The sequence below is a fragment of the Microbulbifer mixtoriginis (SeqCode) genome, assembly GCF_052466765.1.
Genome location: NZ_CP174289.1, coordinates 1730738 through 1746217, shown reverse-complemented (window position 1 = coordinate 1746217; position 15480 = coordinate 1730738). Strand labels below are relative to the sequence as shown.

The 15480-nt window shown below is 50.8% G+C and carries 14 protein-coding genes; 5 read left to right on the top strand and 9 right to left on the bottom strand.

Annotated elements, in window-relative coordinates:
- Window positions 1-64 precede the first annotated feature (64 nt).
- On the bottom strand, window positions 65-1360 hold the full coding sequence (locus tag ACJJIV_RS07695) for a tetratricopeptide repeat protein (RefSeq protein WP_252084577.1): 1296 nt from the start codon (window positions 1358-1360) through the stop codon (window positions 65-67).
- A 586-nt stretch (window positions 1361-1946) separates the two neighbouring features.
- Here ACJJIV_RS07695 and ACJJIV_RS07690 point away from each other — a divergent pair.
- The 3 genes from ACJJIV_RS07690 to ACJJIV_RS07680 all read left to right on the top strand — a co-directional run bounded on the left by ACJJIV_RS07690 (window position 1947) and on the right by ACJJIV_RS07680 (window position 5103).
- On the top strand, window positions 1947-3014 hold the full coding sequence (locus tag ACJJIV_RS07690; protein ID WP_444891330.1) for a branched-chain amino acid aminotransferase: 1068 nt from the start codon (window positions 1947-1949) through the stop codon (window positions 3012-3014).
- Window positions 3015-3387: 373 nt separating this feature from the next.
- Window positions 3388-3984: a Yip1 family protein gene (locus tag ACJJIV_RS07685; protein WP_252084579.1), complete on the top strand. Its 597-nt coding sequence runs from the start codon at window positions 3388-3390 to the stop codon at window positions 3982-3984.
- A 183-nt stretch (window positions 3985-4167) separates the two neighbouring features.
- Window positions 4168-5103, top strand: a complete 936-nt coding sequence (locus tag ACJJIV_RS07680; protein ID WP_444891329.1) for an alpha/beta hydrolase — start codon at window positions 4168-4170, stop codon at window positions 5101-5103.
- A 15-nt stretch (window positions 5104-5118) separates the two neighbouring features.
- Here ACJJIV_RS07680 and ACJJIV_RS07675 read toward each other — a convergent pair whose 3' ends face one another.
- The gene (locus tag ACJJIV_RS07675) at window positions 5119-5604 is read right to left on the bottom strand and encodes a hypothetical protein (protein ID WP_252084581.1); all 486 of its coding nucleotides are present in this window, start codon (window positions 5602-5604) and stop codon (window positions 5119-5121) included.
- 257 nt (window positions 5605-5861) lie between these two features.
- Between ACJJIV_RS07675 and ACJJIV_RS07670 the strand changes: the two genes are divergently transcribed.
- The gene (locus ACJJIV_RS07670) at window positions 5862-7163 is read left to right on the top strand and encodes a parallel beta-helix domain-containing protein (RefSeq protein ID WP_444891328.1); all 1302 of its coding nucleotides are present in this window, start codon (window positions 5862-5864) and stop codon (window positions 7161-7163) included.
- The gene (locus tag ACJJIV_RS07665; protein ID WP_444883775.1) at window positions 7156-8310 is read left to right on the top strand and encodes an SO2930 family diheme c-type cytochrome; all 1155 of its coding nucleotides are present in this window, start codon (window positions 7156-7158) and stop codon (window positions 8308-8310) included. Before ACJJIV_RS07670 ends, ACJJIV_RS07665 begins: the two co-directional genes overlap by 8 nt.
- 92 nt (window positions 8311-8402) lie before the next feature.
- On the opposite strand, the gene ACJJIV_RS07660 is transcribed toward ACJJIV_RS07665, so the two are convergent.
- The 7 genes from ACJJIV_RS07660 to rsxA form a co-directional block, all read right to left on the bottom strand.
- Entirely contained in the window at window positions 8403-9113 is a 711-nt protein-coding gene (locus ACJJIV_RS07660; RefSeq protein WP_252084584.1) for a TetR/AcrR family transcriptional regulator, read from the bottom strand.
- Between the two features lie 354 nt (window positions 9114-9467).
- Window positions 9468-10181 (bottom strand): electron transport complex subunit E, encoded by a 714-nt coding sequence (locus tag ACJJIV_RS07655; protein ID WP_444891327.1) that lies wholly within the window; start codon window positions 10179-10181, stop codon window positions 9468-9470.
- A complete protein-coding gene (gene rsxG, locus ACJJIV_RS07650; RefSeq protein ID WP_252084586.1) occupies window positions 10181-10885 on the bottom strand; it encodes an electron transport complex subunit RsxG in 705 nt (234 codons plus the stop codon). Before rsxG ends, ACJJIV_RS07655 begins: the two co-directional genes overlap by 1 nt.
- Entirely contained in the window at window positions 10885-11937 is a 1053-nt protein-coding gene (locus tag ACJJIV_RS07645; protein WP_444891326.1) for an RnfABCDGE type electron transport complex subunit D, read from the bottom strand. The genes rsxG and ACJJIV_RS07645 overlap by 1 nt, the downstream gene beginning before the upstream one ends.
- Window positions 11937-13964: an electron transport complex subunit RsxC gene (gene rsxC, locus ACJJIV_RS07640; RefSeq protein ID WP_444891705.1), complete on the bottom strand. Its 2028-nt coding sequence runs from the start codon at window positions 13962-13964 to the stop codon at window positions 11937-11939. Before rsxC ends, ACJJIV_RS07645 begins: the two co-directional genes overlap by 1 nt.
- 116 nt (window positions 13965-14080) lie before the next feature.
- Window positions 14081-14695 (bottom strand): electron transport complex subunit RsxB, encoded by a 615-nt coding sequence (rsxB, locus tag ACJJIV_RS07635; protein WP_252084588.1) that lies wholly within the window; start codon window positions 14693-14695, stop codon window positions 14081-14083.
- A gap of 9 nt (window positions 14696-14704) precedes the next feature.
- Window positions 14705-15280: an electron transport complex subunit RsxA gene (gene rsxA / locus ACJJIV_RS07630; protein WP_444883780.1), complete on the bottom strand. Its 576-nt coding sequence runs from the start codon at window positions 15278-15280 to the stop codon at window positions 14705-14707.
- Window positions 15281-15480 lie beyond the last annotated feature (200 nt).

Here is a 15480-nt window from a genome sequence, read left to right as displayed (position 1 = left end):
GTTGTTATTTGATTATTTGCGCGCTCTCCACAACACATCACTCAGTGTCTTTTCAGTGAATTACTCAATCGAAAACAAAGCGCTGAACAATACCGCGTGTTGCTACCGCTTCACCATCTTCAAAGCGCGGCCGGAATTTGGCGCGTTTAAGTATGTTTCGGACTTTGGAGCGAATCTGTACTTTATCGGATGGGTAGGCTCTGAGGATTTTAATATTGCGTGCTTTGCCAAAGGCAGTGACATCGTAAGAAACAGTGATATGTGAGTTGGCCAGGGCTTTGCTTTCCGATTCCAAAATCGGCAGGGCAGGTAGTGCGATCGGGCGACCAAAAATATCCTCAATTTCATCGCTGGAGGCACCATTGTCCCACAGAGATTTATAAGCCTCTCCATAAGTGCGGCGCGCGGAATGCCATTTATTGAACATCATATACCAGTCGCCCAACTCGACTTTTGCTTTTGCAGATGCGGCCGGGGGTGATTGAGGGTTACGCTGGTAGACATCGACGATTCGGGTAATCGCTTTTTTGCCAGTATTGAAGCTCTTCATTCGATAGTGATCTACCATACTGCGCTGACTTACATCGGGGCCGCCGCCAAAGCTGGTATTGACGACGAGCGGCGCCTGGGCCTCTCCTTTGTAATTGGCGAGATAGTAATTCGTTGCTTTCAGCCCGCGTAGTGCGTCCACTAGACGCAGATCGTTGGAGCCAAAATTTTTGCTGATGATATCGACCGCGAGGGTGTAGAGCTTGGTGGCGTTGATTAGGTGCTCGACCAGAGTCTCACCTTTCTTCTCAACATAAGATTGTAGGTGCCAGCGACTCAGGTTATTGATTACAGGCAACATCCGCGGATCTTTTTTACCGTAATTTTTTTCGTGCAACCAGTAGAGATACTGTTGGTTGTCGTTGGCTTCTTCCCATTGATTCAACGCAATCTGGCTTTCTATCAAGCGTTCAATCATCGGTATCTGACTGAGGGAATAGAGGCCCTCATTCACTCTATTAACTAACATTGCACGGCGGAATTCGGTGGCGGCTTCCTCATGGGCTCCAGCTTTCTGCAGTGCAGTGGCCAGGCCCAGCAGCTGCTCATCAATACCGATACCATAGGCACCATACTCTGCTTCAAGATCTTCAATGCGTTCACGGTAATATTCGACAGCCTCTGAGGGGCGCAGCTGTCTTCGGTTTTTTTTCAGCGGTTTGGAGGCGGCTTCAATAAAGGCCTGGGGAGGGCCTTTCGGATCTGGATTCGCAGTGGCGTCATCTGCGGCAATGGCGCCGTTACACAGCAGTGCTGTGGCTGTAAACATCAAGCCGATAGCAAGGCGATTGCAGGTATCTATCTGTGTCACGATTGAACCACTTCCATTCCGGTTTACTTTGCCCACAGCTGTGCAATAGGCCTTAGCCATCACGCAGGGGTGTGGATCTCGTCTCCGCCCGATCGCCGGAAAACCGACAGATACGGTGGAAGCTCTCTCCTGAAATGTGGTTCTGTTACAACTCTGAAGGCACGTCTTTTTTACTCATAGCCGCTCAGAGAAGCCGCATCCGGAGGCTTATTTTTGCGCTCCTGGCTGCGTATTAAACAGTATAGCCAGCACAGTCTGTCATCAGAGGGATTGTGACGGAGACTTCAACCAACCGGTGAATAGGTTACCGGGATGCCTGCGGGCACTCTTTCGGTTTAGCAGCTGGGGAGAAATAGCAGTGCCGAAGGTCGGCAAGTAAGTGCCAAAAATTTTTAGAGTAAATTTAAGTGACTACTCGATGGCTTTGCGCTGCAGGGGTAAGAACAGGAGTATTTGGATTTTCATCCTATATGAATAGGTTTGATTAGGTGAAAACGGCTAAAGCCATGGGGTCTGTGGTCACTACATTTGGATTGCTGGCCGGCAGGCGCCATAATCAGCCGATTCGAATGAGAGGAGAGTGCCGGTGAGCATCTATATCGATCCCGAAGTGGCCGCAAGCCTGCGTGGATATGAAGTACCCGAGAGGCTGGGCTTCGGGACGGCAATGGCCCCTATAATGTTTCGTGCGGTCTATCAGGACGGTTGTTGGAGTCAGGGTGAGTTGATTCCCTATACGCCCTTGTCGATAGATCCTGCAGCAAAAGTGCTGCACTACGCTCAATCGTGTTTTGAAGGAATGAAGGCCTACCGGACCCAGGCTGGTGGTATTGCTCTATTCCGACCCGAGAAAAATGCTGAGCGAATGGCCTTTTCTGCCAAACGCCTGTGCATGCCCCCGGTGCCAGAATCCCTGTTTCTCGATGCCGTACGTACTGTTGCTTCCTATTGCGCCAACCTGGTACCGGGTAATAGCGGCGAGTCTCTCTACTTGCGGCCGTTTCTGATTGGCACCCAGGCGGACCTTACCGTGTCTGCTAGCAGCTCTTATGAGTTCTATGTGATTGCCAGTCCCTCAGAGGCTTATCACTCCGGTAGCATGCGTCTTTGGGTGGAGAGGGAAGATGCACGCGCCGCAGTGGGTGGCACAGGGGATGCCAAGGTTGGCGGTAACTACGCGGCCTCTCTATTGAGCGTAGGGCGGCTCAAGGAGCGCGGTTATGATCAGTCTTTATGGCTCAATCCGTCTGACCGAAACAGCGTAGATGAACTCTCTGGGATGAACTTCTTTGCGGTAATTGAAGGGACATTGCATACGCCAGCACTGACCGGCTCCATCCTGGAGGGTATTACCCGTTATTCACTATTGGAGCTGGCCGAAAGCCTGGGCTATCAGGTCGTAGAGGAGTCCATTCCGGTTGATCGATTACTCAACCAGATAGCTTCTGGCAGCTGCACAGAGGCTTTTGCCTGCGGTACAGCTGCTATTATCAGCCCTATTAGCGTTATTGGTGATGCAGAGCATTGCTATGAGCTGCAGCAGGCTCCAGGTCCTGTGGCCGAAGCTTTACGTCAGGCGCTTCTGGATATTCAAGAGGGGCGGGCAGAGGATCGCTTTGGCTGGATGCAGACTGTTGAACCTGCGAGCTTCTGAGCTTAGCTAAATTATTAAAAGTAACCGGCTGTAGGTTGGTGGCTGGTTACTTTTTTTAATTAGCGAAATTGGCATGGCAGCATTTGATTTTTCTCTACTTCTGCCTCTTTCCCTTTAGTCTGGGGTTGTTTGGTATCACCTCACGCTTTAAAAATGTTTCCGCGAGAAACGTGCATGTAAGCATTCCCGCCAATCTCTTTTCTACGGTTGACTTGAACGACTGTTGCTCCTACAAGTAACTCGATACAAGAAGAAACGCACTGGAGCTTTTGGGGTGGCCTTTTGGTAGTACCTTCATATTGACCGGCAGTTCCAAGATCAATTTGACTAGATAGGTCGCACTCAGAGTTCCCTAGAACCTGAGGAAAACAGAATGTTGACCCATATGTTCGGCCTGATGCTCCAACCTCGCAAGCAGTGGGAGTTGATTAGCTGCCTCCCCGAGAAAAAACTTCGCCGACAAATCTCCTACGTTATTATTTTGGCACTATTCCCTGCAATCGCCTGGTATTTTGGCACTACTCAGGTGGGTTGGAGTATCGGCAATGGGAATCCGGTAAGAATAACCGGCCAGAGTGCGTTGGAATTGGTAGCGGTTTTCTACTGTACGATGGTATTGGCGGTTGTCTCAATTGGTTACTTAATTCACTGGATGGCGAGAACCTATGGTGCAGAAACGCACCCGATGAAAGGTGTAGTCGTGGCAGGGTTTACAGCGACTCCAATATTTTTGGCAGGTATTGCGGGAATCTATCCGGTGTTGTGGTTGGATATTTTGTTGGCAACTGTGGCGGTAGCTTATGCGGTGTATCTACTTTACCTGGGGATTCCTATTGTTATGGGTGTCTCAGAGGAGCGAGGATTTCTTTTTGCCAGTGCAATTATTACTGTTTCCCTGGTTATCGCTGTAATAATTATGGTAGGCACGGTATTGTTCTGGAGCTATGTGTCCGCTCCTGTTTTCCACTGATTTTTTTTCACAGATCACTACCTGTGAATTTTTGTGTTTATCTGCCAGTCGGTTTTACTTGAGCCGGCTGGCTTACCCCCTTCATTTATCAGCTTGTCTTGAATCTATTTTATCTCAACTCAATTGTAATATTCCTTTTTGCACCAAAACACTATGGGTGCTGTTACTCTTTGGAGGTCTCTTTTGAGGAAAGTAAATCCGAACCTCTCTGAATTTCTCAGAGTATGCAATGAGTTGTTATCAGAGCGTACAGCCAAAGGTCATGCCTTTAGTGTTATCGAATCTCGCGAGAGGTCGGAAAGGATAATACAGGAATATGTTACAGACATCCCGGACATTGACCAGGTGATAGATGATGAAATCTATACCAGTGGATACAATGTCCCTGTGAGGATATTTAACCCTAATTCGAGCTTGGCACTACCGGTTCTTTTATATCTGCACGGGGGTGGTCATATGCTGGATAGTGTTAAAGCCTATGACCCTATTTGTCGTAAAATGGCGATAGCTACACAGCATATTGTGGTGGCACCAGAATATCGGCTTGCTCCAGAAAATCCTTATCCAGCCAATATTGAAGATACTTGCGCTGTAGCTCGTGGAGTTTGGACGAGCCTTTCCCGACACAAGATCGACTATCAAAAGTTACTCTCAGTAGCGGGAGACTCTGCAGGTGGTTCTTTATCGGCAACTTTGTCGCATATAGCACAATTTGACACTGGGATTTATATAGACAAACAGGTTCTTATTTATCCTTGTGTTGACTATACGGCAGGCTGTCAATCTTACCAAAAATATGGGAAAGGATATTTTCTAGAAGCTGAGAAATGTTACTGGTTCTTTGAAAAATATTTCCGGGATGGCCAGTGTAGAAAGTCGGCATCTCCACTTTATATGGATTTTACTCAAAGGCTGCCAAAAACTCTGGTGATTACAGCAGAGTTTTGTCCCTTGTGTGATGAGGGTAAATTTTACTTTGAGAGGGTGAGGTCGGTTGGTGCACACGCTGAGTATATACACTTTGAGGGTGTTATACATGGATTTTTAAATGTTGAAGATTTGCTCAAAGATATTTGTGCAGAAGCTTATGAAAAAATAGGTAGGTTTCTGAACAGCTAAATTATTGTAAATTCTTCAACCAGGCTTGTAATGGTACTTAAGAATATAGCCATTGCTGAGCTCCAATTGCTCAGAAGCTTCTTTTCCAATAGAGAGTTCAATTTCAGTGATCGCATTGATTATCTGTGTGGGCTCGACATCAATGCATTGAATACTCATTGAATAAATGGCACCTTCTTTACTGTCAACAGAATATTCAATAACTTGCAGAAAAAGACTATCTGTCCCATATAAGATTTTAATACCGGGGCCCTTTAATAGGGGGATAGTATATTTTACAGCCCCCCAGGGGCCATCGCAGCGAATTGCCTGGTACTCTGAGGGCGCTGTTTGGGCAGATGTAGACTTAGATTCCTTACTTAGGGTTAATTCACTCAATATCTGTCGAGTATGAAACTGCCATCCCTCTGGGGTTGTAATCTCAATTTTTAAAGTCGGTTGAGCAAGCACTTGAAAACTTAGAAAGGCAAATGGCATTAAAATCAACTTGCGAAATTCCATCTTGATTGCGATTCCTTAGGGAATGTGGGGTACGGGTAAACGTGCTTTCAATAATTGGTTGCATGAAGCGCCAAGCTGGTAGCCCTGCATGTTTTCTAGTCTTTCAAATAATAATAGTGTCTTGAAGGGTATCTAGGGGTCAGATAGTATGCAGAAGCTTGCCTAGCAAGTTTTTTTGCGCGACTTAATTGGTACATTCGTACCTACCAAAGCCAGATGTAGTAGCTACAAACAATAATTCAAACAAAGGGTGAAGCATGAAGACCTTGTCCTACATCGGGGTGGCTCTCACGTTATTACTAGTCTCCGCCTGCGGAGAGAAGAAAGCCCCTCAATCAAATCCTGCAACTAATGATGTTGATTTTCAGAAAAAACTGTTGAGGCAACTTATTGCTGCTAAGCCAGGTGATGTCATTATTGTTCCTGAAGGGGAATTTCAGATTGATCGTAGTCTTTCTCTAAATGTTGATGATGTCACTATTCGTGGTATGGGAATGGATAAATCTATCCTCTCATTTAAGAGTCAAATTCAAGGGGCTGAGGGACTGTTGGTCAATGCTAACGATTTCACGATAGAAAACTTGGCAATAGAGGATACGGTGGGTGATGCCTTAAAAATTAATGAAGGGCAAAACATTATTATTCGTAATGTTCGTGTTGAGTGGACTAATGGCCCATCTACAGAAAATGGTGCCTATGGAATTTATCCGGTACAGACACGAAACACCTTGGTGGAAGGTTCAGTTGCTATTGGCGCTTCAGATGCTGGTATTTATGTCGGTCAGTCTCGCAATGTGATTGTGCGGAACAATCGCGCTGAGTTTAATGTGGCGGGCATCGAAATAGAAAATACTATCGGTGCTGATGTGTATGGCAATGTGGCAACCAATAATACAGGGGGTATTCTGGTTTTTAATATGCCAAATTTGCCTCAGCCTGGGCATAGTACGCGTATTTATGATAACGATATATTTAAAAACAATGTAAAAAACTTTGGGCATGAAGGAACCCCTGTGGCTGCAGTTCCTGCAGGATCGGGTATCGTGATTAATTCCAATGATCAGGTTGAGATATTTGATAACAAGATTGCGGATAATGATACTGCCAATATTATTGTGAGTAGCTACTTTACTGCGGGTTATTACAGCGATAAGTCGACTCAGGCAGACTTTGATCCATATCCGGAAGGTATTTATATCTATAACAATCACTTTGCAGGAGGTGGTTCATCACCAGACCACTTAGAACTTAAGGCGCTAAAGTTAGCGCGTTTTGGACTGGGTGGAAGCTTGCCCGATGTACTTTGGGATGGTGTTGTAGATACCAAGAAAATGTTTGAGGGCGCCCTGCCAGACCACCTTCGGCTATGCATCGATAACACGGATGTGGGCATATTGAATATTGATTTCCAAAATAACTATCAAAATATTTCCACCGATATTTCTGCTCATCAGTGCCGTCTGAAAAAGCTACCAGAGGTCGTTTTGAAATTTGACCGGCCGGATGAAGAAAAAAGCGCGGGAGATCATTTGGCTGTCTTGGAGGGGGGGAATGAATAAGTGGAATTACTTGGTGGGCTCTTTCCTTCTCCTTATTACTACATTAATGGTCACCCTCAGTGGCTGTGAGAAAGCCCAAGCCCCAGTTCAACTATTTGCCGAAGATGCTATTCCTGAGAGGCTTAGTGACTGGAATCTGGTCAATATTATTGATAACGGTTTGATCCCCAACGCAGGTGTGCTGCCGTACGATTTAAATACTGGGCTTTTTACCGATTACGCCCATAAACTGCGAACCGTGTGGATGCCCGCAGGCACCTCGGCAGAGTATGGTGAGGAGCAGTTTGAGTATCCGGTGGGCACGGTACTTACCAAGACTTTTTACTATCCAAGAGGAGAGGGTAATACAGTTCTGCGCACCGATAATTTTACTCGGGACTACCTTGAGGGGCGCAGTGGAGAAGCTTTGGATATGCGGGCTGTGCGTTTGATTGAGACCCGTCTGTTAGTAAAACGTCAGAGGGGCTGGCAGGCGATCCCCTATATTTGGAATGCGGCTCAAACTGAAGCCGTTTATGAAATCGCTGGTGATACCACACATTTTAAACTGGTGAACGACTCTGGGGATGTCTCAGAATTTACTTATGTGGTGCCCGATGCCAATCAATGCGCCGGTTGCCATGCTGACAACTTTACTGGAAAGAAGATTTCCCCACTCGGCCCGAGAGCAAGACACTTAAATCGAGATTTTACCTATCTTAGTGGAACAGAGAATCAGTTATCCCACTGGCAGAAAGTGGGATATCTCAAAGGGCTTCCCGCGCTGATATCACTACCAAGCCAGGCTAGTTATGCAGATACTTCAAAATCGCTAGAAGATAGAGCTCGCGCCTACCTCGATATCAACTGCGGTCACTGTCATAACCCGGCCGGTGCCGCTGACACATCGGGGCTGATGCTTCATCACAGTGAAACAGACTGGCGCAAGATGGGCTTGTGTAAACCACCAGTAGCGGCGGGTACTGGCAGTGGAGGGCGGGTATTTGCCATAGTACCGGGAGAGCCGGATCACTCAATTTTGAATTTCCGTGTAGAGTCCAGCGATCCGGGCGCGATGATGCCGGAGTTAGGGCGAAGTTTGGTACATGAAGAGGGGGTGAGCTTACTACGCCAGTGGGTGGCGGCTATGTCGGGAAGCTGCTCATAGTGCAGTGAGTGATATCAGGCTGGCCACTTAAGGAAGAAGGCGGCACAGTGTTTGGGCACCGTGCCGCTAACCTGTGAGATAGTCTTTATATTTCAGCCGTATGCTGCGGTCTCGGCAACTTGGGTAGCTGTTGCAGGAATTAAGCCGCGAACCATCATGGTAACTGTGCGCTCAAGCAATGGAGAATCCAGTGCAATGGAGCCACTCAAAATTTCATATTCCAACTTGAGAATAGTGCCGTGAGCGATTTGCGCAGCGGCTTCTGGATCAACAACGCCCAGCAAGTGGAAGAATTCCTGAATTAGGGACTCTCTCGCATGGCTTGACATGCGTACCGCCCGCGTCAGTTGTTCGTTGCGCAGCGCCTCATTGCGGAAGGCCAACTCAACCAAACGGCGGTCACGATCTTCAGCCTGGTTGCGCACATGTGTGAGGATGAAGCGGGTGAGCTGCTGCACCAACAGTTTGTGACTACTACTCGATGCGCGCTCTTGTGAAGAGAGGTTGCGAGCCGCATTGAAACTTTCTTCTTGAAGTTGGCGTGTGCTTTCCAATCCCTGCTCAACGAAGTAAGTGAATGAATCACTGATCAGATCGTTGAGGTCTTTAAAATAGTAGGTAGTGGCGGCCAGTGGTACATTCGCTTCGCGAGCTACGGCGCGGTGGCGGATACCGCGAATCCCCTCTTTTACGATTAGTCGCAGGGTGGCCTCTAGGATGGCCTTGCGGCGCAGGCGGCTGTCGGCTCGCTGTGCACGGCGGCCGTGATAGACCAGATCAGACTTTCCATTGTCTACAGTCATAGCAGTATCCCTGTTCTTTTTGTGTTGGCTCCGATCGCTCTAGCAAGCTGTTCGGTCGTGCCATTCTAGCCAAACGAATTCAAAAAGAGAGAATAAAGCTATTACATTCGATTACACGAAGATTGCACAAGTCAGAGGCTTCACTTGTGGTTTTTCTACGTGAATCTCCTCAATATTGTGCACTTTTGTGTAGGGGGCTTTTATTGAATCAGAAAATAAAGATTTAGGCGTCAATCCTAGGTCTTTTTCTCACCGGAATATGAAAATTACTCGGCAAGTAGGTCAGCGACAATCGAATAGCTTTCGCTACACTAAACGATTGTCGTAGGGAATAAGGGCTTGTTTGGGGCAATCTTAAGAGATTTTTCCAGTAACGCGCACCCGTTTGGAGCCAGGTACAATTCTGATTTGCTGACTGCGGCGCCGTTCAATACCCGTATCAATAGCATTTTTCGCTGCAATCAGTAGACCGGCTACCAGAAATGCACCGGGCGGTAACACCGCCACCAGCACACCGGGATAATTACTTCCCAGCAAGTTTAGGCTCCAGTCTTTGGCCATAGGCCCCAATAGCAAATCCATATCCGAAAACAAAGTGCCCTGGCCGAGTATTTCCCGCACGGCGCCGATAGCAATCAGCACTGCGGTAAAGCCAACCCCCATCATAAAACCATCGACCAGTGACGGCAGTACCGGATTTTTACTGGCGAAGGCATCGGCGCGGCCGAGGATGGCGCAGTTGGTAACAATCAATGGAATAAAAATCCCCAGCACCAGGTAGAGCTCATAAGTGAAAGCCTTCATCAAGAGTTCGACACAGGTGACGAAGGTGGCGATGATCATTACCGAGGCGGGTAAACGCACGGTGTCGGGCATCTGTTTCCGTACTAGGGAAACTGCCAAGTTGGAACAGGTGAGTACACCAGTGGTGGCGAGCCCCAGACCAATAGCGTTGACCACTGAGCCGGTAACTGCCAATAAGGGGCAGAGCCCCAAAAGCTGAACTAGGGCGGGGTTATTTTTCCAGAGTCCGTTGTGGGTAATTTCTGCGTAACCGGGGGACGCCATTAATTCTGCTCCGTATTGGGCTGAGCCTCATCAGTATTTTCCGCTTCAGGATTTTCCACCTCAACGGCTCGCTTGGACACCGGTGCACTGAATATTTGCTGATGGTTTTTGGCGACAAACTCCAGCACCTGATGTACTTCAGCAACCACTGCGCGGGGGGTGATCGTTGCACCGGTAAATTGGTCGAAGACCCCGCCATCTTTTTGAACTCTCCACTCGCTAGAGGGTGGGTTTTTCAGTGAGAGGCCATCGAACTGAAGAATCCAATCACTTTTTTTAAGTTCGACCTTATCACCAAGGCCCGGCGTTTCACTGTGGCTGGTGACCCGTACACCAGCTATGGTGCCATCGCGGTTGACGCCTACCAGCATTTTGATTGGGCCCGAGTAACCGTCTGGTGCCACCGCCGGTACAATGACCGCTGAAATCTTACCGTCTTTGCCACGCGCTAAGTTGATATCGCCACCCTGAGAGAGCCCTAGTTGATTCCAGTAGGTCTTGGGAATTGGATAGGTGTCCACAAGTAGGTCATTGCTGTGGCGATCCAGAGGAATAATTTCCAGCAGGGCTTTGGCAGAGGCTGCGCGTATCGCCCGTTCAATGGGCTCTCGGGTGGTGATCTGGGTCACTGCCAGAGTGCCTGCAGTGACCAGGGCAAACAGGGTCAGCACAACGGCATTGGTGGCCATAGACTGCTTGAGCATCAGTGCTCCTCCAAGTCAGTGGCGCGACGCGCCCGCTTGTGGCCATAAGTGCGTGGCAGGGTGTAATTATCAATGGTGGGTGCGGCAAAGTTCATCAGCAGTACCGCAAAGGCTACGGCATCCGGGTAGCTGCCCCAGGCGCGGATAATATAAGTGAAGAGTCCAACACCGGCGCCGAAGATCAGGCGCCCCTTATTACTGGTACAGCCACTGACCGGATCTGTGATGATGAAAAAGGCCCCGAACATGGTAGCGCCGGAGAACAGGTGCAGCAGTGGTGAGCCTTCGGAAAGAGAGCTGCCGCTGTCGTAGAAAAACAGAGAGATCAGGGTCAGGGTTGCGAGCATGGCTACTGGCGCGTGCCAAGTGATAATGCCGCGAAACAATAGAAAAAGTCCGCCCAACAGGAACCCGAAACTGATGGTTTCCCAGCCTGCCCCGGCAAAAGTCCCCTGGCTGAAAACCGGTTCCATCTCGTAGAGTTGTGACAGCAACACTGACTCGTTGAGGCGCACGATTTCCAAGGGAGTGGCACGGGTGAAACCATCCACGTTGTAACTGCCAAAGACCAGGGAGATGGCCTCGCCAATATCCGGTGCACCACCGATCACATCCGCCGCGCCAACCCAGCGGGTCATATCCACCGGGAAACTGATCAGCAATACCACATAACCCACCATGGCCGGATTGAAAGGGTTGTACCCCATGCCGCCATATAGCTGTTTAGCCAATACGATGGCCATGGCGCTGCCGACTACCGGCAACCACCAGGCACAGTATGGAGGCAGAGCAATGCCCAGTAAGAGTGCCGTGACCATGGCACTGTAGTCACGCAGGTAGAAAGCCACGGGCCTGTCCCGCAGTTTCATGATTGCGGCTTCGCACAGCAGAGCGGTAATTACAGAGAAAGCAATATTGATCAACACGCCGATGCCGAAATAAATCACCATAGCCAGAACACCAGGTGCGGTGGCGGCCGCTACCTGCAACATCACTTTGGCCGTGTTATCGCCGGAGCGGGCGTGGGGGGAGGTGGCTCGCATCAAGGACATTACTGGCGACCATCCTGTGCGGCTTTTTGCTCTCGCATCTTGTCTTCCAACTTTTTCTGCAGCTTTTCCAAGGCAGTCTCAAAGGCCGCCAGGTTGGCATCATTTTCATTTTTGGCTTTTTGCAACCTTGCCTCGGCTTTGCCTAGACGCTTCTGCAGGGCCTCGATATCTGCGGCGAGTCGCTCGGCACCGCTCATTTGAGAGCGAGCTTCTGCCGAGGCACGCGCCTTAGTGATAGCGCGCACGGCGGCACTGGTCTCTTCCTGACTGGGCTCTCTGGCGGGATCGCGATCGGCGCGACGCCTGGCCAGGGTGAGCTTGTGTTCGGCTTCCTGCAGTTTTAACTCGGCAGCCTTGAGTTGGGCTGCCAGCTGGTCGCGTTGGCCTTCTTCTGCGGCCTCCACCTTATTGCGCAGGCGTTCGACGCGGCTTTCGGCGCTGGAGAAGGTGCGCTGGGCACGGGCGAGCAGCTGCTGGGGATCCTCCTGGCGGGATTTAACCCGGGCCAGGGCAGCGGCGACGATATCTGCTTGTTGCTTGCTCTCTTTGGCTTCCTCGGACTCAGGGCTCTGCTCGCGCTGTTGGCGCGCCAGTTCGGCTGCCTTGCGGCGTGCCTCACGTTTGGCTTCTTTTTCTTTCTCGGCCTTTTCCAGGCGGAGCTTGCGGAACTCAAAACGATCGCGGGCGCGGTCGGACTTTTCTTTCTCCTCCTCCGCCAGGCGTATTGCCCCTTTGGCAGCGCGGTAATACTGCACCAGCGGAATCGTACTGGGGCAGACATAGGAGCAGGCGCCGCATTCGATGCAGTCGAACAGGTTATAAGCTTGCAGCTTTTCGCGCTCATCGGCTCGTGCATACCAGTACAGCTGCTGTGGCAGCAGTGAAGCTGGGCAGGCCTCGGCGCAGTAACCGCAGCGAATACAAGCCTTGGCTACCGGTGCTGGTGGCAACTCCTGGTTGGTGGGCACCAATAGGCAGTTGGTGGTTTTGACTACAGGGGCGCGCTCATCGTCGATGGTGTAACCCATCATGGGGCCGCCGATAATCACCTTTTGCATCTGGCCGCGGTGGATACCGTGGTGTTTGAGAATATGGTGAATGGGAGTACCGATGGGCACATCGATATTGCGCTGGCGCTCCAGGGCTTGCCCAACAACTGTGGTTACCCGGCTGATTAGAGGTTCACCATAGCGAACGGCGCGATAAATGGCCCTGGCGGTACCCACGTTCTGGCAGACGATGCCGACATTGGCCGGCAGGCCCTGATTGGGTACTTCGCGGCCGGTGAGAATCTGGATAAGTTGCTTTTCCCCACCAGAGGGGTACTTGGTGGGGAACACCACGATATCAAAGCGGGTATCTCCGGCGGCTTCGCGCATGGCGGCAATGGCCTGCGGCTTATTGTCCTCAATCCCGATCAATACGCGCTCGGGCTCATCAAGGATATAAGAGATGATACCAATCCCGGCGATAATCTCTTCAGCGCGCTCGCGCATCAGCATGTCGTCGGCGGTAATGTAAGGCTCGCACTCTGTCCCGTTAATGATCAGTGTGTCGATTTCCGCCCCGCCGTAGGGATCGAGTTTCACTGCGGTGGGGAAGCCCGCACCGCCCATGCCGGCGATGCCGCAGTCGCGAATTTTCTCCAGAAGCTCAACAGGCGAAAGCTGGGTGTAATCCTCACAGGGTTGCAGTTCACACCAGTGCTCCTCGCCGTCAGTACGGATCACAATACTGTCCTCGGCGAGCCCCGAAGGGTGGGGGACGGCGCAGGGCTCTATGGCCACGACTTTACCGGAACTGGGGGCGTGCACAGGGCTGCTGATCAGGCCATCCGCCTCGGCAATTTTTTGGCCTTTTAGTACGTCATCGCCGAGTTTGACCAGGGGCAATGCAGTGGCACCACTGTGTTGCAGCAGAGGCACAATCAAATCCTCGGACAGGGGAATGCTGCCAATGGGTTCGACGGTACTCTGTTGCTTGTTTTCCGGTGGATGTACGCCGCCGTGGAAATCATTGGGGCGCAGTTCCCGCGCCTTTTCGCTGGCGATTAGCTGTGCCTCGCGGGCGGCGCGACGCTCCTCTACCGCTTCGCGCCGCTGGTTTTTTTCCTGTAGCGCTGTGCGGTTTTCATTTTCGGGGTTCAAACTGCACCTCCCCGTTGATCTGTTTGCTGCGGGCGACGGTCGGTGGCAATCAGCTGGATACCGTCTTCGGGCTTTTGTGGATGCCAATCTTGTAGCGGCATATCTACGGGCACCATATCAATACAATCCACGGGGCAGGGCTCTACGCAGAGATCGCATCCAGTGCATTCGTCGGCAATTACGGTGTGCATATATTTGGCTGCGCCGGCGATGGCATCCACCGGGCAGGCCTGAATGCACTTGGTGCAGCCAATACATTCGGCTTCGCGAATAAAGGCCACTCTTTTTACATCTTCGACCCCGTGCTCTGCATCCAGGGGCATGGGTTCCATATCCAGCAGGTTGGCCAGCTCGTTGATGGTGGCTTGACCGCCTGGGGGGCATTTGTTGATGGCGTCTCCATGCACAATTGCTTCGGCATAGGGACGGCAACCGGGATAGCCACACTGCCCGCACTGAGTTTGCGGCAGCAGGGCATCGACCTGTTCTACCAGAGGATCCCCCTCCACCTTAAAGCGAATGGCGGCAAATCCCAGCAGGGCGCCAAACACCAGAGCCATACCGCCGAGTACCAGCAGGGGGGAGGAAATTTCAGAAATCCAGTCCAGCATCACGTAACCCTATACCAGACCGCTAAAGCCCATAAATGCCAGGGACATCAGCCCTGCGGTGACCATGCCAATAGCGGCTCCGCGAAATGGCAGCGGTACATCCGCGGCAAACAATCGCTCGCGCATGGAGGAAAAAAGAATCAATACCAAGGAGAAGCCTACCGCGGCGCCAAAGCCATACAGGGTGGACTGTATAAATGTGTGGGCCTTCATGGTGTTTTGCAGCGCTACGCCCAGTACGGCACAGTTCGTGGTAATTAGCGGCAGAAAAACGCCCAAAACCTTGTACATCAGTGGGCTGGTTTTTTCGATAAACATACGGGCGAATTGCACCACTACCGCGATCACCAGAATAAAGGAAATAGTGCGCAGGTATTCGATGCCAAAGGGCTCAAGCAAATAGGTATTTACCAGGTAAGAGCAGATAGAGGCCAGTGTGAGTACAAAAGTGGTGGCGCCGGCCATACCCACGGCGGTCTCCAGTTTGTTGGAGACACCCATAAAGGGGCACAGCCCAAGAAACTGCACCAACACATAGTTGTTGACCAGGATGGTGCTGAGCAGGATGACTGCAAATTCGGTCATATCAGGTCCGGTTGAAGCCCAGGAACAAAATGATGCTAGCGCCTTGGCGGAGTCGAGGTGCCCCGGTGAGAGGCAGAGGGCCTGGGGCTCCGTCGAATGTCGCGCAGGGCCGGTATTATGGGTGAGTCGCGGGGGGCCTTCAACTCAGTCGGGGATCTTCTGGCAGCAGAGGACCCCTGCAAGGCGCCAAGCTAGGTTCT